Raw genomic sequence first — 17,165 nt, forward strand, 5'->3', positions numbered from 1 at the left:
GCCCTCGCAAGGAGGGAGGAAAAGCGCGGTGTCTCAGTGGCCTGTCACCGGACCTCAGTTTGCGGATCCGAGCGATGCGCGAATCCGGTAGCCCTCGAGGGAAGGGCGAAGGCCCCGTCTCCCGTGAAATTTGGACCGCCCAGACAAAAGAAAAGGGGCCGCCTCGCGGCGACCCCCTTCCTCGTCTCGACGGGTGGCGCGGACTTAGAAGTCCATGCCGCCCATGCCGCCGCCGCCCGGCATCGGGGGGGCGCCGCTGTCCTTCTTCGGCGCGTCAGCGACCATCGCCTCGGTCGTCACCAGCAGGCCGGCCACCGAGGCGGCATCCTGCAGGGCGGTGCGCACGACCTTGGCCGGGTCGACGATGCCGGCCTGGATCATGTCGACATACTCCTCGGTCTGGGCGTTGAAGCCGTAGGTCTCGGAGTCCGTCTTGTCGGTGATCTTGCCGACGACGATCGAGCCCTCGACGCCCGCGTTCTGGGCGATCTGGCGGATCGGGGCCTCAAGGGCCTTCAGCACGATCTTGATGCCGGCCTGGACGTCCGGAACGTCGGACTTTAGCGCGGCGACCGCCTTCTTGGCGCGGAGGAGCGCGGTGCCGCCGCCGGGGACGATGCCCTCCTCGACCGCCGCCCGGGTGGCGTTGAGGGCGTCGTCGACGCGGTCCTTCTTCTCCTTGACCTCGACCTCGGTCGCGCCGCCGACGCGGATCACCGCGACGCCGCCCGCGAGCTTGGCCAGGCGCTCCTGGAGCTTCTCGCGGTCGTAGTCCGAGGTGGTCTCCTCGATCTGCGCCTTGATCTGCGAGATGCGGCCTTCGATGTCCGACTTCTCGCCGACGCCGTCGATGATCGTGGTGTTCTCCTTCTCGATGCGCACCCGCTTGGCGCGGCCGAGCATGGCGAGCGTCACGTTCTCGAGCTTGATGCCGAGGTCCTCGGCGATCATCTGGCCCTTGGTCAGAATCGCGATGTCCTCGAGCATCGCCTTGCGGCGATCGCCGAAGCCCGGCGCCTTCACGGCCGCGACCTTCAGGCCGCCGCGCAGCTTGTTCACCACCAGGGTGGCCAGCGCCTCGCCCTCGATGTCCTCGGCGATGATCAAGAGCGGCTTGCCGGTCTGCACCACCGCCTCGAGCACCGGCAGCATCGCCTGGAGCGAGGACAGCTTCTTCTCGTGGATGAGGATGTAGGGGTCCTCGAGCTCGGCGACCATCTTCTCCGCGTTCGTGATGAAGTACGGGGACAGGTAGCCGCGGTCGAACTGCATGCCCTCGACCACGTCGAGCTCGGTCTCGGCGGTCTTGGCCTCTTCGACCGTGATCACGCCCTCGTTGCCCACCTTCTGCATGGCGTGGGCGATCATCTCGCCGATCTCCTTGTCGCCGTTGGCGGAGATCGTGCCGACCTGGGCGACCTCGTCGGAGGTCGAGACCTTCTTGGCGCGGCCGACGATGTCCTTAACGGCAGCGGCGGTGGCGAGATCGATGCCGCGCTTCAGGTCCATCGGGTTGATGCCGGCGGCGACGTACTTGGCGCCCTCGCGGACGATCGCCTGGGCCAGCACGGTGGCGGTGGTGGTGCCGTCACCGGCGATGTCGTTGGTCTTCGAGGCCACTTCGCGCACCATCTGGGCGCCCATGTTCTCAAAGCGATCGGCGAGCTCGATCTCCTTGGCGACCGTCACACCGTCCTTGGTGATGCGCGGGGCGCCGAAGCTCTTCTCGATGACGACGTTGCGGCCCTTCGGGCCGAGCGTCACCTTAACCGCGTCGGCGAGGATATCGACGCCGCGCAGCATCTTATCGCGCGCGTCGGCGGAGAAACGAACGTCTTTCGCTGCCATTGTGTGCCTCTTTCGATTGCGTTGAACCCCAAGGCCGAGACGGCCTCAAAGGGCTGGAACAGGTGATCCGATCAGAGGGCGACAACGCCCATGATGTCGGATTCCTTCATGATCAGGAGGTCCTGACCGTCGATCTTGACCTCGGTGCCGGACCACTTGCCGAACAGGACGCGGTCGCCGGCCTTTACGTCCAGCGCGTTGATGCGGCCGGATTCGTCACGGGCGCCGGGCCCGACGGCGATAACTTCGCCCTCCTGCGGCTTCTCCTTGGCGGTATCCGGAATGATGATGCCGCCCTTGGTCTTCTCTTCGCTCTCGATGCGACGGACGACCACGCGGTCGTGCAGCGGACGGAACTTCATGAGCTGCCCTCTTGCTTCAGGTCTGCAGTTGGCGTTGATGCGGCCGTCGGGGCCGCTTCTGAACCCGACTGTTAGCACTCTGTATCGTCGAGTGCCAATGACGCTGGCGAGATAGCCCTCGCCTGGTTTCAAGTCAAGACTGTCGCACCCCTGCGCGACGACACCATGACGTGGCGTCGACCCGATCTCCCCTTCTGGAAGACGCCCTCCCATGCTGAGCCTGCACGGACCCGAGGGCGCAGTGGCGCAGGACGCTGGCGGTCCGATACCGCGCAATGCCGTCTGGCTGGACTTGAACGACCCGAGCCCTGAGGAAGCCGCCGCCGTTGAAGCGGCCACCGGCCTGCGGGTGCCGTCCCGGTCTGCCCTGTCGGAGGTGGAATCGTCGAGCCGCCTGCGGCGGACGAAGGGCGGGCTCTCGCTCTCGACCCCGATGATCACCTTCGAGAGCACCGCGTCTCAGCTGAAGCCGCTGGGGTTCCTGCTGTCCAAGGACCATCTCGTCACCATCCGGTTCCACGATCTGCGGGCCTTCGACGCGTCTGAGAAGCGGATCGCTGACGGCGACGGCAGCGCGACACCGAGCGAGATCTTTCTCGTTATCTTGGAGGATCTGGTCGACAGCCTCGCGGACGCCCTCGAGGACATGGCGTCGGAGCTCGACTCGCTCTCGACGCGGATCTTCGACTTCGACGTGCGTGGTGCCGATCGGCGCCGTCTCGAGAGTCCGCCGCCGCGCCGGCGCGACCTGGCGCTGCGCCGGATCCTGCGCGGTATCAGCAATCGTGGGAAAGTCCTGGGGAAGATCCGCGCGAGCCTGCTCGGCCTGGAGCGGATCGTGCCATTCGTGTCGGCCGCCTGCGACGGCCTCGGGCTGCCCGAGGATGGACGCTTCGAGACGATCCGGCGGGACATCGATTCCCTCGACGAGTTCGAGACGCGCCTGGCGGAAAACGTCCAGTTCCTGCTGGACGCCGCCCTCGGACTCATCAACATCGAGCAGAATAACGTCTTCCGCGTACTCACCGTCGTTTCGGTGGTGGGCGTGCCCCCGACGCTGATCGCTTCGATGTATGGCATGAACTTCAAACACATGCCGGAACTGGATTGGGCCTACGGGTACCCATACGCGCTCGGGCTGATCCTCTTCAGCGCGCTCGCACCGATCGTATATTTTCGGATTCGCGGCTGGTTCTGATATTCATCGATAAAACCGGGGAATTATCGATTTTCAATCGGCTTTATTCATCGCGATAATCAGTCTGTCTGGCAAATAAAAATTGGATCTATATCTCATCAATTTCGCGATTGAAGCATTGCGCCGCTTGCAAAATGCTGCGCAAGTTAGGATTTGCTTAACACCGCACCTGCTATCCGCCGTTAAGCGAGATGCGAGCGCGGATATGTTCAAGCGAAATTCGTTCAATGAAGCTCAGGCCAAGATCGACGCACTGGATCGCTCGCTGGCCATCATCGAGTTTACCTTGGATGGCCGCGTTCTCCATGCGAACCAGAACTTCTTGACATTGATGAAATACTCTATCGACGATTTAAAAAACAAACATCATCGCATTTTTGTCGATCCCCAATACGCAAGCACGGAGGATTACAAATCTTTCTGGGCGAACCTGGAGACAGGCGAGTACGTCACCGGCGAATTTCTCCGCCTCGACAAGGCGGGGATGCCGGTCTGGCTCGAGGCGACCTACAATCCGATCTTCGATTCGCAAGGCCGGCCGATGAAGGTGGTCAAGTTCGCCTCCGACATCTCGGCCAAGAAAAACGAGATCGACCGGCTGATGACGATGATCGACAACATGCCGGTCGCCGTGATGACGGCCGACCCGACGGATGAATTTCGGATCAACTATCTCAACGCCACGTCGCGCCACACGCTGGGGCCGATCGAGCAGTATCTGCCGATCAAGGTCGACCAGATGCTCGGCACCTCATTCGACGTCTTCCACAAGAACCCCCGCCATCAGCGCAGCATGCTGGCGGACGCGAGCCGCCTGCCGCACACCACCCGGATCAAGCTCGGACCGGAAACCCTCAACCTGCGGGTGACGGCCGTGAACGATTCGAAGGGCCGCTACCTGGGGCCGATGCTCACCTGGGCCGTGGTGACGGCGCAGGTGAACATGGAGTCCGAGGTGAACCGGGTCGTCGAGGCGGTGGGCTCTGCGATCCAGGAGATGCAGCAATCGGCCGAAGGGCTGACGCAATCGGCGGATTCGGCCCGCCAGAAGGCCGCGTCTGTGGCGGCGAATTCCGAGCAGATGAACGGCGCGATCCAGGAAATCTCCGGGCAAGTCGGGCGGGTATCGGAGCGCGCGCAGCAGATCGCCGTCCAGGCCGAGGCGACGGACACCACGATGCGGCAACTGGCGGAGAATGCCCGCAAGGTCGACGCGGTGGTGGGCATGATCAAGTCGATCGCCGACCAGACCAACCTCCTGGCGCTGAACGCGACGATCGAGGCGGCCCGGGCGGGCGCGGCGGGCCGCGGCTTCGCGGTCGTCGCCAGCGAGGTCAAGGCCCTGGCCGAGCAGACCGCCAAGGCGACGGGCGACATCACGCAACAGGTCGCGGCGATCCAGAGCGCGACCGGTGAGGCGGTCGGGGCGATCGAGATGATCACCGCGGCCGTCGGCGAGCTCTCGAAGCTGACCCTCGCGATGGCGAGTGCCGTCGAGGAGCAGGCGGTCTCGACCCACGAGATGTCGGGCAATATCGGCGGCGTCTCGATGGCGGCCAACACCACCGGCCAGCTCGCCGAAGCGGTTCGCGGCATCGCCGAGAACCTCGCCGGCCACTCGACCGGCCTCGCCGAGAGCGTCACCCGGTTCATGAAGACCGGCTGATCCGAAGATCCGTCGAGGCCCGAAATCAGTCCCGGGTGAGCTGCGCCCGCCCGATGGCGAAGACCCGTCCGTCCCCGAGCAGGTGGGCCGTGAACCCGTTCGGGAACAGACCCTCGATCGCCCGCTCGCGAACGTTCAGGCCGCCCGCATAGGCACCGAAAGCCGGCATCACGAGACGGGTGCCGTCGGTGACGAAGCACCGGCGGCGGACCGCTCGACCCCGCATGGCGACCTTACCGCAGGGATGGAGATGGCCGGCAATCTCGCCGGGCACCGGTTCGGGGCTCGGCTCGTGCCGGAGGACGAGGCCGCCGAGGCTCAGCGTGTCCGCGTAGCGACCGCCGACCCCCTCGCTGACCGCCGCATCGTGATTCCCGGCGATCCAGACCCAGTCCCGGCCCTCCTGCAGCGCCGCGATCATCGCCCGGTCGCCGGGCTCCATCCGCTCCGGCCCGCGGGCGTCGTGGAACGAATCCCCGAGGGCGACCACCCGGGCAGGATCGTGGCGAACCACCGCCTCGTGCAGACAGGCCAGCGTCTCGCGGGTGTCGTAGGGCGGCAGGAACTGGCCGGACCGGGCCGCGAAGGACGAGCCCTTCTCCAGATGGAGATCGGACACGATCAGGGTACGGTGCTCCGCCAGCCAAACGCCGCCGCAGAGGTCGAGCACCAGGGTCTCGCCCGCGAGCAGAAGGGTCGGGTGCTTGTGAGTCTTCTCGAGTCTCAGGCCGGCCGCCAAGATCGCATCCTCGGATTCGTCGGGGGAGGGCGGATCGCCGGTCAGGACAGCGCTTCCTGGAGAAGCTCCGCCTCGGCATCGGCCAGGATCTCGTCGGCACCCTCGCCGTAGACCCGCTCGCGCCCGATCTCGAGCATGACGGACACGGAAAGCGGCGAGACCCGGTCGAGAGCCTTATGGATGATTCGCCCCTGGATGCGCTCTAGCATCATGCCGAGGCGCCTCACGTCGAGGAGTCCGGTTGCCGCATCCTGCCGCGCCGCCCGGAGCAGGAGATGGTCGGGCTGGTGCTTGCGCAGCACATCATAGATCAGGTCGGTGGAGATCGTCACCTGCCGGCCGGTCTTCTTCAGGCCCGGATGGTGGCGCTCGATCAGCCCGGCGATCACTGCGCATTGCCGGAAGGTGCGCTTCATCATCGCCGATTCATCGAGCCACGCCTCTAGGTCGTCGCCGAGCATGTCGACGGCGAAGAGGTCGCCGATGAAGTCGGCGTCGATCGCGGCACGCTCGGACAGGTCCCGCGTGGTCCAGATCGCGATGCCGTAATCGTTGGCCGCGAAGCCGAGCGGGCGCAGGCCGTCGCGCTCCAGCCGGCGGGTGAGCAGCATGCCGAGCGTCTGGTGGGCGAGCCGCCCCTCGAACGGGAAGGCGGTGAGGTAGTAGCGCTTGCCCCTCGGGAAGGTCTCGACCAGCAGGTCGCGCTCGCCAGGCAGGATCGAGCGGCGGCGCTGCTGTTGCAGGTACTCGCCGATCTGCCTCGGCAGGCGGTCCCATTCGAACGGATCGGCGATCAGCGCCCGGACCCGCGCGGCCAGAAACGTCGAGAGCGGGAACTTCGCCCCGGCATAGGACGGGATCGCCGGGTCTGTGCCGGGCGGGGCGCGCGTTACCAGGGCTTCGTCCTCGGCAAGCCCCTCGAAGCGCAGGGTCTCGCCGGCGAACAGGAAAGTGTCGCCGACGGTCAGCGTCTCGGCGAACTCATCCTCGATCTCGCCCAGCACCCGGCCGCCCTTCGGCAGCACGGTACCGGGCTTGCCCCGCAGCGTCCGGGCCAATCGGACCCGCACGCGTGCCGCCTCCACGATGGTGCCGACATTCATCCGATAGGCCTGCGCGGTGCGGGCATCGCGCACGCGCCACAGACCGTCGGGTCCGCGCAGGATCTTGGCGAAGCGCTCGTATGCGCGCAGGGCGTAGCCCCCAGTGGCCACATAGTCGACGACCTGCTCGAACGACTCCCATGTCAGGCCGGCATAGGGCGCCGCGGAGACGATCTCGTCGTAAAGGTCCAGGGGTTCGAAGGCATCCGCGCAGGCCATGCCGAGCACATGCTGGGCGAGCACGTCGAGTGCGCCCTGCCGCGCGTCGGGGGTGTCCTGGGCGGCTTCCTCGACGGCATCGAGGGCGGCCTGGCACTCCAGCATCTCGAAACGATTACCCGGGACCAGGTAGGCCTTCGAGGGCTCGTCCATGCGGTGGTTGGCCCGCCCGATCCGCTGCATGATCCGGCTCGCGCCCTTGGGGGCACCGACATTGACCACGAGGTCGACGTCGCCCCAGTCGATACCGAGGTCGAGGGTCGCGGTGCAGACGATCGCCCGCAGCTGGCCCGCCGCCATGGCGGCCTCAACCCGGCGGCGCTGCTGGGCATCCAGGGAGCCGTGATGGATCGCGATCGGCAGGGCGTCCTCGTTGAGCCGCCACAACTCCTGGAAGGTGTACTCGGCCTGGAGGCGGGTATTGACGAAGACCAGCGTGGTGCGGTGCTGCCCGATCAGGTCGTAGATCGCCGGCATTGAGTGCCATGCGGTGTGTCCCGAGAGTGGGAGCGCCCGGCCGAGGTCGAGCATGCGCAGGTCCGCCTTTGCGCCTCCGCTCACGGTGACGAGCATGGCCATGGGCAGTGATGGGGAGCCTGCGACGTTCCCTTTCCCTCTCTCCTTGGCGGGGGAGGGTGGGCGACACGTCTCGGGCTCGCGCGGGAGGTCTTGGGGGTGAGGGAGAGCCTGCACCTGCGGCACCAGATACTTCCGCAGCTCGTCCGGCTCGCGCACAGTCGCGGATAACCCGATCGCCGCGAGGCCCGGGCTGAGGCGGTGCAGGCGGGCCAGCGCCAGGGAGAGCAGGTCGCCGCGCTTCGAGGTGACGAGGGCATGCAGCTCGTCGAGGATCACGCAGCGCAGCCCCGAGAAGAACTCGGCGGCCTCGCGATGCGCAATGAGCAGCGCGAGCTGCTCGGGCGTGGTCAGGAGGATATCGGGCGGCCGGCTGATCTGGCGTGTGCGCTTGTGCGCGGGTGTGTCGCCGGTGCGGGTCTCCACGCGCACCGGCAGTTCCATCTCGGCGATGGGCGCGTCGAGGTTGCGGGCGATATCGACCGCCAGTGCCTTCAGCGGCGAGACGTAGAGGGTGTGCAGCCGGCGAGGCGCGGATTTGGACGCCGGGCGTTCCGAGAGTGCGACGAGGCTCGGCAGGAAGCCCGCGAGCGTCTTGCCTGCGCCGGTCGGCGCCACGAGCAGGGCCGACCGGCCCGCGCGGACGATCCGCAGGAGATCTAGCTGGTGGGCCCGAGGCGACCAGCCGCGCCCGGCGAACCAAGCCCGGAAGGCTTCCGGCAGGATCTCGCGCGCGTCGCTCAGGCCAGCGCCATCAGGAAGCGGTCGATCAGTTCCAGGGCCCGCTCGCTCATCGGACTCGGGTAGCGGGCGAAGATGTGGCAGCCGCCGGGATAAACGGCGGTGTGACCGCCATTGCCTGCCGCCGCCCAGCGCGCCGACATGTACAGCGTGTCATCGAGGAGCGGGTCCGCGGTGCCGATTGTGAACAGGGCCGGCGGCAAGCCCTTCAGCTCGGCGTAGATCGGCGACACGTCCGGCCGGCGCCGGTCGATCCCCTCGCGCACGTAGCCGTCGGCGAATTTGGTCAGGTCGAGGGTGTTCACCACGAGGCGCTCGTGCCCCCAGTTCCGCACCGAGGGGGTCAAGCCCAGATCGAAGAAGCCGGCATTGAGGTTGGCGCCGCGGAATGCCCGGGGATGGTTGTGCCGGTCGCGCAGCCGCAGCAGCACCATCACGGCGAGGTGCGCGCCCACCGATTCGCCGCCGATGGTGAGGGCGTGGACCCCGAATTCGGCCTTGCCGGGCCCCGCGAGCCACAGGGCCGCGGCCTCGCAGTCGAGCAGGGCGGCCGGATAGGGGTGTTCGGGGGCGAGCCGGTACTCCACCGACAGCGCGACGAAGCCGCAGGCATCGGCGATGCGCTCCAGCCAGGGATCCTGCTCGTCGGCCGAGCCCCAGACCCAGCCGCCGCGATGGATGTGGAGATAGGCGCCGCGCAGTTTCGTCCCGGACTTCGGGCGGATCACGCGGAGCCTGAGCGGGCCGCCGGGTCCCTCGATCGTCAGCCACTCGGCCCTGGCGCTGTGGGGCATCGCCGGCGCCGCCTTGGTGCCGGCGCGGCGCCGGGCGCGCACCTCGTCGATCGGCAGCGACCAGGGATCGGGCAGGGCGGCGTGCGCCGCGACGATCTCGGCATTGAGCCTGAGCGTCTCGGGATCGATCGTCGCCGGGTCGAAGAGGGCGTGGTCGATCATCGTGCGTTTCGTCCCGTCGGCACTGTCTCTCGGCCAATCCCGACATCTTGGCGGGAGTGGTGTCGCTTGCCATCTCGGCTCGGTGGGTGAAACCCGCTAACGCCCGATCCGGACCCGGGTTTCGACGCGGTGTGGTGCGCCGGCCACGCTTCCGCCCGGTTCCTCGCCGATCCGGATGCCCCATGCTTAACGAGGACGCAATGCTCGTCGATCACGACCGGCGCCGGCAGGGCGCCCCGCCGCCGGACAACGTCTCCGGGACGGACCCCTATCGGCCGCGACACTCGACCCTGCGCCGCTTCCTCGGCGGCTCGCCGGCCGGCGTGTTCCTGCGCCTGCTATTCCTGTCGGTTCTGGTCGGCGCCTTCATGTCGATGCTCGGCCTCACGCCCGGGCGGCTGTTCTGGCACCTGTACGATTCGGCCCGGGCGCTCCTGGAGGTCGGTCTCGCCTCACTGCACGATTTCGGCGGCTGGATCGTCGCGGGGGCGATCGTGGTCGTCCCCCTCTGGTTGATCTCGCGGCTCTTCGCCGTCTCCCGCTGAACCGGGCGGCTGTGCGACCCCAATCGTCCGGCCGTGGTGGTTCACGAATCGTTCGGTGTCGCTAGGGTGGCGGCATGACGCACACCGGCGCTACCCCGGTCCGCCCGACGCACCGCAGCGTGCTGGCGCTGGCCCTGCCGATGACGCTGGCGAACGTCACCACACCGATGCTCGGCTTCGTCGGCGCGGCGGTGATCGGCCGGCTCGGCGACGCCGCTCTGCTCGGGGCGGTCGCGCTGGGCGCGGTGATCTTCGACGCGATCTTCTGGTCCTTCGGCGCCCTGCGCATGGCCACCGCGGGGCTGACCGCGCAGGCGGTGGGGGCGCGGGACGATGCGGAGGTCGACCGGATCCTCGCCCGGGCGCTGGCAGCGGGTGCCCTGATCGGCCTCGCTCTCATCCTGCTGCAATGGCCGATCGCGAAGGCGGCCTTCGCGGTGAGTGGAGCGAGCGACGCGGTGATCGCCGGCCTCTCGACCTACTTCCACATCCGCATCTTCTCCGCCCCCTTCGCGCTGGCGAGCTACGGCGTGCTCGGCTCGGTCCTGGGGCGCGGGCGGTCGGATCTCGGCCTGCTGCTGCAGGTGGCGATCAACCTGATCAACGTCGGGCTGACTCTCACTCTTGTCCTTGGATTCGATGCGGGCCTGACGGGGGCGGCGCTCGCGACCCTATGCGCTGAGGCGGCCGGCCTTGGCATCGGGCTGATCGTGCTGGCGCGGCTCGGCTCGCGCCCGTTCCGGATGCCCCTGCGCGACCTGAGCGACGCCGCTGCGATGCGCCGGACGCTCAGCGTCAACGTCGACGTGATCCTGCGGACGCTGGCGCTGATCACGGGGATCGTCCTGTTCTCGGCGCTGGGCGCCCGCCAGGGCGATGTGGTGCTGGCGGCCAATTCCGTGCTGTGGAATCTGTTCCTGATCGGGGGCTTCTTCCTCGACGGCTTCGCCACGGCGGCCGAGACCCTGTGCGGACAGGCGGTAGGCGCCCGCGACGCGGTGGCGTTCCGCACGGCCTCCTCCTTGAGCGTGCGCTGGTGCCTGGGCTTCGGGATCGGCGTCAGCTTGCTCTCGCTCGCGGGCGGACGAGGCTTCATCGACTTCGTCACCACGAGCGGGCCGGTGCGCGAGACCGCGCGGGCCTACCTGCTCCTCGCGGCGCTGGCGCCGCTCGCGGCCGCAGCGCCATTTGCCTATGACGGGATCTATATCGGCGCCACCTGGACGCGGGCGATGCGCAATCTGATGCTGTTCGCCCTCGCCGCCTACTGCGCGGTCCTTGGCCTCGTACAGGCCCTGGGGCTCGGCAATACCGGCCTTTGGCTCGCCTTCGTAACTTTCCTGGGCGCCCGCGGTCTCGGACAGGGAATCGCCTATCCGGGGCTGGCGCGTCGGACATTCCGGCACCCCGTGCCGGCGCCCGCTCAGCCGGCGATATGACGCGCCGGCATGGCTTATCGCGGATCCTTCCAGGTCGTCGGCGCCGCGGTCCGGGCGACAGTTGTTCCGGTCGTCCGCGGCAGCACGGCCTCCGCCCGCCGCTGTGGCGCCCGGTGGACGCTGCCGTAGCGCCGGACCCGCCGGACGTGGCGGTGTCCGCGCTCAGCCGAGTTGCCGACGAGCCCGCCGACCACGGCGCCTGCCACGGCCCCGATCGGTCCGCCCACCAGCGCGCCGGCCACGGCACCGGAGCCGACACCCAGTGTCGTCCGGCTCTGCGCCTGGGCCGCCTCGGGCACGGCGAGCGCGCCGGTCAGGGCGAGGACGGCCAACAGTTTGCGCATGATGTCAAATCCTACGATCCAAGGACTGGATTCGGTTCGCCTTTAGCCGTGCGAACATGACCAAAGCGCGGCTGGATACCGCTCGGTCGCCGACGGTATCAAATTCCGCGCGGACTCACCGATCCCGTCATCGGGGACATGGCGTACGCGCATGCGTGCTTTAGGGTGCACCGCAACGACGGCAGGCCGCGCTGCGGCCGCAGGAGGGAGAAGCCCATGGCCACGACGACAGACCTGCGCCTGCGCCGGAGCGTGCTCTACATGCCCGGCTCGAATCAGCGGGCGCTCGACAAGGCCAAGACTCTGCCGGTGGACAGCATCATCCTGGATCTCGAGGATGCTGTCGGGCCTGAAGAGAAGGAGATCGCCCGCAAGCAGGTCTGTGCCGCGGTCAAGAGCGGTGAATACGGCAGCCGAGAGCTGGTGATCCGCGTCAACGCCCCCCAGACCCCCTGGGGCGAGGCCGATCTCCACGCGGCGATCGAGGCCAAGCCGGACGCGATCCTGATGCCGAAGGTGTCGTCCTCGGCCGTGCTGGAGAGCATCGCCGACCGCCTCGAATCCCTCGACGCCCCCGAAGGAATTGCCGTCTGGGCGATGATCGAGACCCCGGCTTCGATTCTCAACATCCAGGAGATCGCCCGGGCCAAGCGCGATCCGCGCAAGCGGCTCACCTGCTTGGTGCTGGGGACCAACGATCTCGCCAAGGACACCTGGGCCAAGATCGTGCCGGGCCGCGTGCCGATGCTGCCCTGGATGATGATGGCCCTGGCCGCCGCCCGCGCCGAGGGCCTCGCGATCCTCGACGGCGTCTACAACGACATCGCCGACACAGAGGGTTGCCGCGCGGAGTGCCGGCAGGCACGCGACCTCGGCTTCGACGGCAAGACATTGATCCACCCGACGCAGCTGGAACCGGCCAATTCCTCCTTCGCGCCCACAGAAGAGGAGGTCCGCCGCGCCAAGCTGGTGATCGAGGCGTTCGAGCGTCCGGAATATGCCAAGCGCGGCGCGATCAAGCTCGAGGGCCGGCTCTACGAGCGGCAGCATCTCGGGGTGAACCGCCGCGCCGTGACCTGGGCCGAGGCGATCAAGGCGAAGGGTTTCTGAAGGCAGCCTCGCGGCCTACGTCGCCGGAGCCACCGCAGTATAGCGCATCCGCTGCGTACGCGGGTCGCGGGCGGTCACGGCGACGTGGCCTGCCTCCTCCAGGCCGGCGAGCGCGCGGAGCACGAGGGCGTGCTCCAGCCCGAAGGTGCGTGCGAAGCCGCGGCTGTCGCCGGGCAGGCCCAGATCGAGGGCCGCCAGAAGCCCCGCCTCCAGCGGGAACAACCCGGGATGTGCGGCAGCCGTTCGGTCGAGGGCGGCGACAAATGCCGCCTCGTCTAACGCGCGGCCCATGACATCTGGACCGCGCGCCCCGCTCGCGCGCCGATCTCGCGGTGAACAGTGCCGCTCACGCCGCCTCGCGCGCCTTCAGGGTCACGAGCACCGACTTGGAGGTCGGTGTGTCGCTCTTGTCACCGAAGGTTGAAAGCGGCACGAGCACGTTCAGCTCCGGGTAGTATCCGGCCAGCGCGCCCCGCGGCATGTCGAACGGCACGAGCCGGAAATCCTCGGCTCGCCGGGTGACGCCGTCCGCATGGAGCCCGACGATGTCCACGCGCTCGCCGATCAGGTCGCGGATCTCCGCCAGATCGTCCGGATGGGCGAACAATACGCGGCGCTCGCCGTAGACGCCGCGGTATCGGTCGTCCAGGCCGTAGATCGTGGTGTTGTACTGGTCGTGGCTGCGGAAGGTCTGGAGCACGAACGTGTCGCGCGCCTTACCGGCCGCTTGGTGCTCGGTCTCGACCGGCAGGGCGGCGTCCGAGAAGTTCGCCCGGCCGGTGGCGGTCTCGAACACCCGCTCGGCGGCGAGGTTGCGCAGCATGAAGCCGCGCGGCTTGCGCACCCGGGTGTTGTAGCCGGAGAAACCCGGCACCGTGGCGGCAATGGCTTCACGGATCCGGTCGTAATCCGCGGCGAATCCGGCCCAGTCGATGGCGGACGAGCCTAACGTCGCCTGCGCCATGCCGGCGATGATCGCGATCTCGGAGCGCAATTCCTTCGAGGCCGGCTTGTTGATGCCGCCCGAGCCGTGGACCATGCTCATCGAATCCTCGACGGTCACGATCTGGGTCTTGCCTGCCGCGTTCCGGTCGATCTCGGTGCGGCCGAGGCAGGGCAGCAGGTAGCCGACCGCACCGGGCACCAGATGCGCGTGGTTGAGCTTCGTGGCGATGTGCACGGTGAGCCGGCAGGAGGCCAGCGCCTGCGCCACCACTGGCGTGTCCGGCGTCGCGCGCAGGAAGTTGCCGCCGAGCCCGATGAAGGCCTTCGACGTGCCATCCCGCATCGCCCGGATCGCCGCCAGGACGTTGTGGCCGTGCCGGCGGGGCATGGCGACGCCGAAATGCTGCTCCAGAACGTCCAGGAAGGACGCCGACGGGCGCTCGTTGATGCCGACCGTGCGATCGCCCTGGACGTTAGAATGGCCGCGCACCGGGCACAGGCCGGCCCCGGGCCGTCCGATATGGCCGCGCAGAAACAGGAGATTGGCGATCTCCCGGATGGTCGCCACGGAATGCCGGTGCTGGGTCACGCCCATCGCCCAGGTGGCGATGACACGCTGCGCCCCGAGATAGACATCGGCCATCGCGGAGATCTCGTCGAAGGTGAGACCCGACTGGTCGAGGATCGCCTCCCAGGCGGTCGCCTCGACCGCCGCCCGGTAGGCGTCGAGCCCTGCAGTGTGATGCTCCAGGAAGGCCTGGTCGAGGAGCGACGGCTGCCCCGCCGCGACGGCCTCGGCATCCCGCGCGAAGACGATCTTGGCGATACCCCGGAAAGCGGCCATGTCGCCGCCGGCCCGCGGCTGGAGATAGTGGCTGGCGATCGGGCGGCTGGCGCCACGCAGCATCTCAACGGTGTTCTGCGGGTCGGCGAAGCGCTCCAGACCGCGCTCGCGAACCGGGTTCAGCACCACGACCTGCGCACCGCGCTCGGCCGCCCGGCGCAGGTCGCCGAGCATCCGCGGATGGTTGGTGCCGGGATTCTGGCCGATGCAGAAGATCGCGTCCGCCTTCTCGAAATCCTCCAGCAGGACTGTGCCCTTGCCGATGCCGATGGCGTCGATGAGGGCGACGCCACTCGCCTCGTGGCACATGTTCGAGCAGTCGGGGAAGTTGTTGGTCCCGTAGGCCCGGGCGAACAGCTGGTAGAGGTAAGCGGCCTCATTGGAGGCGCGGCCCGAGGTGTAGAACTCGGCCTCGTCCGGGTGGTCGAGGCCGCGAAGCGTCGCGCCGATCTCCGCGAAGGCCTCGTCCCAGCTCACCGGCAGGTAGCGGTCGCTCGCTGCGTCGTAGCGCATCGGGTGAGTGAGGCGGCCCTCGCCCTCGAGGGCATAGTCGCTCCAGGTCCGGAGCTCGGTCAGCGTATGGCGTGCGAAGAAGGACGGCGGCGTGCGCTTGTCGGTGGCCTCCCAGGAGACCGCTTTCACGCCGTTCTCGCAGAACTCGAACGACGACCCGTGCTCCGGGTCGCCCCAGGCGCATCCGGGGCAATCGAACCCATCGGGCTGGTTCGCCTTCAGCAGGGCACGCGCGCCCGTCAGCGGCGCACGGCTGCCGAGCAGGTGCTTGCCGCAACTCTTCAGAGCACCCCAGCCGCCGGCAGCGGATGAGCGCTTGGAAGCCCCGTCAGGCTGGGCCATGAACGATCCTGGATGTGCCGATACGAGCGATCTCGCACTCGCGAGATAAGCGGCCCAGCCCAGACGTCACAATGGCGTGCGCGCGCAGGCCCCTCATGCGCGGGACACAGGCTAAGTCCTGGCTGTGCAAAGCCTTTCTAAACTAGCCTGCCGAACACTTAATCGGCGCGGGCGAGATCTGCCGCGTTACGGCCGACGATTTGCTGGAGACTGGTCAGCCCGGCCGTAGCCATCCGCGCCAACAGTCCCGCCTTGATCTGCCCCACCAAGCCCGGCCCGTCATAAACGAGAGCGGAGTAGAGCTGGACCAAGCTTGCACCGGCCAGGATCTTGATCCAGGCGGCCTCGGCAGAGTCGACGCCGCCGACACCCACCAGAGGCAGCCTGTCCCCGACCCTCAGGCGGGTCTGGGCCAGCATCCGGGTCGCCGGCCCGAAGAGTGGCCGCCCGGAAAGGCCGCCGGTCTCCCGGGCGAGCCCCGTCTCGACGAGGCTCGCGGGCCGCCCCACGGTGGTGTTCGAGACGACCAGCGCCTGGACACCGCGCTTCAGCGCCGTGGCGCAGACCGCGTCGAGGGCGTCCAGCGCCATGTCGGGAGCGATCTTCAGGAGGATCGCCGCAGAGGCGCCGGCCGCGTCCCGGGCCGCCACGGTCCGGGCGAGCAGCTCGTCCAGGAATGCCTCACCCTGGAGGTCTCGCAGGCCTGGCGTGTTGGGGGAGGAGACGTTGACCGTGACGAAGTCGACCAGCGGGGCGAGCGCGGCAGTGCAGGCCGCATAGTCCGCGAGGCGGTCGGCCGATTCCTTGTTGGCGCCGATGTTGACGCCGACGATCCCAGGCCGGCCGGCGCGCGCGCGGAGCCGTCCCGCCACCACCGCGAGCCCCTCGCTGTTGAGGCCGAAGCGGTTGATCACCGCTCGGTCGGCTGCGAGGCGGAAGACCCGCGGCCTCGGGTTTCCGGGCTGCGGTCGCGGCACCACGCCGCCGACCTCCACGAAGCCGAAGCCGAGGCGGAGCAGCGCGTCGGGGACCCTGGCGCCCTTGTCGAAGCCGGCAGCCAGGCCGACCGGATTGGGGAAGTGTCGCCCGAACAGATCGACGGCGAGGCGCGGATCATCGGCCGGCGCCCGCCCACCCGGCATGAGGGCGAGGGCACGCAGCGTCAGGTCGTGCGCGCGCTCGGCGTCGAGCCGGTGCAGGAGCGGGCGGACCAGCGGGAAGGCGGACCCGATCACGCCGGACGCATCCCGGTCGGGAAGACGTGGCGCCCATCCTTGCCCAGGGGCAATTCGTCCACCGAGACCACCGACGCGAGCGGAAGCTCCCCGTAAAGGTGGGGGAACAGGTCGCCACCGCGGGAAGGTTCGTAGCGCAAGCCCGGCCCGAGACGATCGGCTTCGACGGCGACGAGCAGCAGGTCAGGCTGACCGGAGAAGTGGCGGGCGGCCGTCTCGGCGGCCTGTGCGGCCGTCGAGAAGTGGATGAAGCCGTCCGCACGGTCGACCGGCGCACCCGCGAACCGGCCCGCTTCCTCGGCCTCGCGCCACAGGCTGCGCGGACAGATCTTGTAGATGAGCGGCATCGAACCTCTCCGGGGATCGGCGCGTCGATAGAGGCGGGGCGGGTCGGCGGCAACACCCGGAAACCCGTTCGATTCGATGAGCGATTGCATTCT

General features: G+C 68.3%; 15 protein-coding genes. 5 read left to right on the plus strand and 10 right to left on the minus strand.

Annotated elements, in window-relative coordinates; all coding sequences use genetic code 11:
* Positions 1-204 precede the first annotated feature (204 nt).
* Both groL and groES read right to left on the minus strand, forming a co-directional pair.
* Positions 205-1,848: a chaperonin GroEL gene (groL, locus tag Q8W67_RS03410; RefSeq protein ID WP_305540742.1), complete on the minus strand. Its 1,644-nt coding sequence runs from the start codon at positions 1,846-1,848 to the stop codon at positions 205-207.
* A 71-nt stretch (positions 1,849-1,919) separates the two neighbouring features.
* Positions 1,920-2,210: a co-chaperone GroES gene (groES, locus tag Q8W67_RS03415; RefSeq protein WP_305540744.1), complete on the minus strand. Its 291-nt coding sequence runs from the start codon at positions 2,208-2,210 to the stop codon at positions 1,920-1,922.
* 211 nt (positions 2,211-2,421) lie between these two features.
* On the opposite strand from groES, the gene Q8W67_RS03420 reads away from it, so the two are divergent.
* Both Q8W67_RS03420 and Q8W67_RS03425 read left to right on the plus strand, forming a co-directional pair.
* On the plus strand, positions 2,422-3,408 hold the full coding sequence (locus Q8W67_RS03420; RefSeq protein WP_305540747.1) for a CorA family divalent cation transporter: 987 nt from the start codon (positions 2,422-2,424) through the stop codon (positions 3,406-3,408).
* 205 nt (positions 3,409-3,613) lie between these two features.
* Positions 3,614-5,074: a PAS domain-containing methyl-accepting chemotaxis protein gene (locus Q8W67_RS03425; protein WP_305541254.1), complete on the plus strand. Its 1,461-nt coding sequence runs from the start codon at positions 3,614-3,616 to the stop codon at positions 5,072-5,074.
* A gap of 25 nt (positions 5,075-5,099) precedes the next feature.
* Here the strand turns inward: Q8W67_RS03425 and pdeM are convergent, their stop codons facing one another.
* The 3 genes from pdeM to Q8W67_RS03440 are packed head-to-tail and all read right to left on the minus strand — an operon-like array spanning position 5,100 to position 9,408.
* Positions 5,100-5,813, minus strand: a complete 714-nt coding sequence (pdeM, locus tag Q8W67_RS03430) for a ligase-associated DNA damage response endonuclease PdeM (protein WP_305540750.1) — start codon at positions 5,811-5,813, stop codon at positions 5,100-5,102.
* Between the two features lie 41 nt (positions 5,814-5,854).
* On the minus strand, positions 5,855-8,455 hold the full coding sequence (locus Q8W67_RS03435) for a ligase-associated DNA damage response DEXH box helicase (protein WP_305541257.1): 2,601 nt from the start codon (positions 8,453-8,455) through the stop codon (positions 5,855-5,857).
* The gene (locus Q8W67_RS03440) at positions 8,452-9,408 is read right to left on the minus strand and encodes an alpha/beta hydrolase (protein WP_305540752.1); all 957 of its coding nucleotides are present in this window, start codon (positions 9,406-9,408) and stop codon (positions 8,452-8,454) included. Before Q8W67_RS03440 ends, Q8W67_RS03435 begins: the two co-directional genes overlap by 4 nt.
* Positions 9,409-9,608: 200 nt before the next feature.
* Here Q8W67_RS03440 and Q8W67_RS03445 point away from each other — a divergent pair, with 200 nt between their 5' ends.
* Both Q8W67_RS03445 and Q8W67_RS03450 read left to right on the plus strand, forming a co-directional pair.
* Positions 9,609-9,953: a DUF6460 domain-containing protein gene (locus Q8W67_RS03445; RefSeq protein ID WP_305541260.1), complete on the plus strand. Its 345-nt coding sequence runs from the start codon at positions 9,609-9,611 to the stop codon at positions 9,951-9,953.
* A gap of 74 nt (positions 9,954-10,027) precedes the next feature.
* Complete coding sequence (locus Q8W67_RS03450) at positions 10,028-11,392, plus strand: MATE family efflux transporter (protein WP_305540754.1); 1,365 nt, start codon at positions 10,028-10,030, stop codon at positions 11,390-11,392.
* A gap of 14 nt (positions 11,393-11,406) precedes the next feature.
* Here Q8W67_RS03450 and Q8W67_RS03455 read toward each other — a convergent pair whose 3' ends face one another.
* The gene (locus Q8W67_RS03455; protein ID WP_305540758.1) at positions 11,407-11,736 is read right to left on the minus strand and encodes a hypothetical protein; all 330 of its coding nucleotides are present in this window, start codon (positions 11,734-11,736) and stop codon (positions 11,407-11,409) included.
* Positions 11,737-11,952: 216 nt separating this feature from the next.
* Between Q8W67_RS03455 and Q8W67_RS03460 the strand changes: the two genes are divergently transcribed.
* Entirely contained in the window at positions 11,953-12,846 is an 894-nt protein-coding gene (locus Q8W67_RS03460; RefSeq protein WP_305540761.1) for a CoA ester lyase, read from the plus strand.
* Positions 12,847-12,861: 15 nt separating this feature from the next.
* On the opposite strand, the gene Q8W67_RS03465 is transcribed toward Q8W67_RS03460, so the two are convergent.
* The 4 genes from Q8W67_RS03465 to Q8W67_RS03480 all read right to left on the minus strand — a co-directional run bounded on the left by Q8W67_RS03465 (position 12,862) and on the right by Q8W67_RS03480 (position 17,072).
* A complete protein-coding gene (locus Q8W67_RS03465; protein WP_305540764.1) occupies positions 12,862-13,137 on the minus strand; it encodes a hypothetical protein in 276 nt (91 codons plus the stop codon).
* A 55-nt stretch (positions 13,138-13,192) separates the two neighbouring features.
* Positions 13,193-15,490, minus strand: coding sequence for an FdhF/YdeP family oxidoreductase (locus tag Q8W67_RS03470; protein WP_305540767.1), 2,298 nt, complete (start codon positions 15,488-15,490; stop codon positions 13,193-13,195).
* Between the two features lie 158 nt (positions 15,491-15,648).
* On the minus strand, positions 15,649-16,725 hold the full coding sequence (locus tag Q8W67_RS03475; protein WP_305540770.1) for a quinone-dependent dihydroorotate dehydrogenase: 1,077 nt from the start codon (positions 16,723-16,725) through the stop codon (positions 15,649-15,651).
* Complete coding sequence (locus tag Q8W67_RS03480; RefSeq protein WP_305540773.1) at positions 16,722-17,072, minus strand: DUF952 domain-containing protein; 351 nt, start codon at positions 17,070-17,072, stop codon at positions 16,722-16,724. Before Q8W67_RS03480 ends, Q8W67_RS03475 begins: the two co-directional genes overlap by 4 nt.
* Positions 17,073-17,165 lie beyond the last annotated feature (93 nt).

It is taken from the genome of Methylobacterium sp. NEAU K (assembly GCF_030700285.1).
In the GTDB taxonomy this organism is placed as follows: Bacteria; Pseudomonadota; Alphaproteobacteria; order Rhizobiales; family Beijerinckiaceae; genus Methylobacterium.

Coding starts and splice junctions, on each gene's coding strand:
- groL (WP_305540742.1), bottom strand. CDS start 1,848: ATGGCAGCGAAAGACGTTCGTTTCTCCGCCGACGCGCGCGATAAGATG.
- groES (WP_305540744.1), bottom strand. CDS start 2,210: ATGAAGTTCCGTCCGCTGCACGACCGCGTGGTCGTCCGTCGCATCGAG.
- Q8W67_RS03420 (WP_305540747.1), top strand. CDS start 2,422: ATGCTGAGCCTGCACGGACCCGAGGGCGCAGTGGCGCAGGACGCTGGC.
- Q8W67_RS03425 (WP_305541254.1), top strand. CDS start 3,614: ATGTTCAAGCGAAATTCGTTCAATGAAGCTCAGGCCAAGATCGACGCA.
- Q8W67_RS03440 (WP_305540752.1), bottom strand. CDS start 9,408: ATGATCGACCACGCCCTCTTCGACCCGGCGACGATCGATCCCGAGACG.
- Q8W67_RS03445 (WP_305541260.1), top strand. CDS start 9,609: ATGCTCGTCGATCACGACCGGCGCCGGCAGGGCGCCCCGCCGCCGGAC.
- Q8W67_RS03450 (WP_305540754.1), top strand. CDS start 10,028: ATGACGCACACCGGCGCTACCCCGGTCCGCCCGACGCACCGCAGCGTG.
- Q8W67_RS03455 (WP_305540758.1), bottom strand. CDS start 11,736: ATGCGCAAACTGTTGGCCGTCCTCGCCCTGACCGGCGCGCTCGCCGTG.
- Q8W67_RS03460 (WP_305540761.1), top strand. CDS start 11,953: ATGGCCACGACGACAGACCTGCGCCTGCGCCGGAGCGTGCTCTACATG.
- Q8W67_RS03465 (WP_305540764.1), bottom strand. CDS start 13,137: ATGGGCCGCGCGTTAGACGAGGCGGCATTTGTCGCCGCCCTCGACCGA.
- Q8W67_RS03470 (WP_305540767.1), bottom strand. CDS start 15,490: ATGGCCCAGCCTGACGGGGCTTCCAAGCGCTCATCCGCTGCCGGCGGC.
- Q8W67_RS03480 (WP_305540773.1), bottom strand. CDS start 17,072: ATGCCGCTCATCTACAAGATCTGTCCGCGCAGCCTGTGGCGCGAGGCC.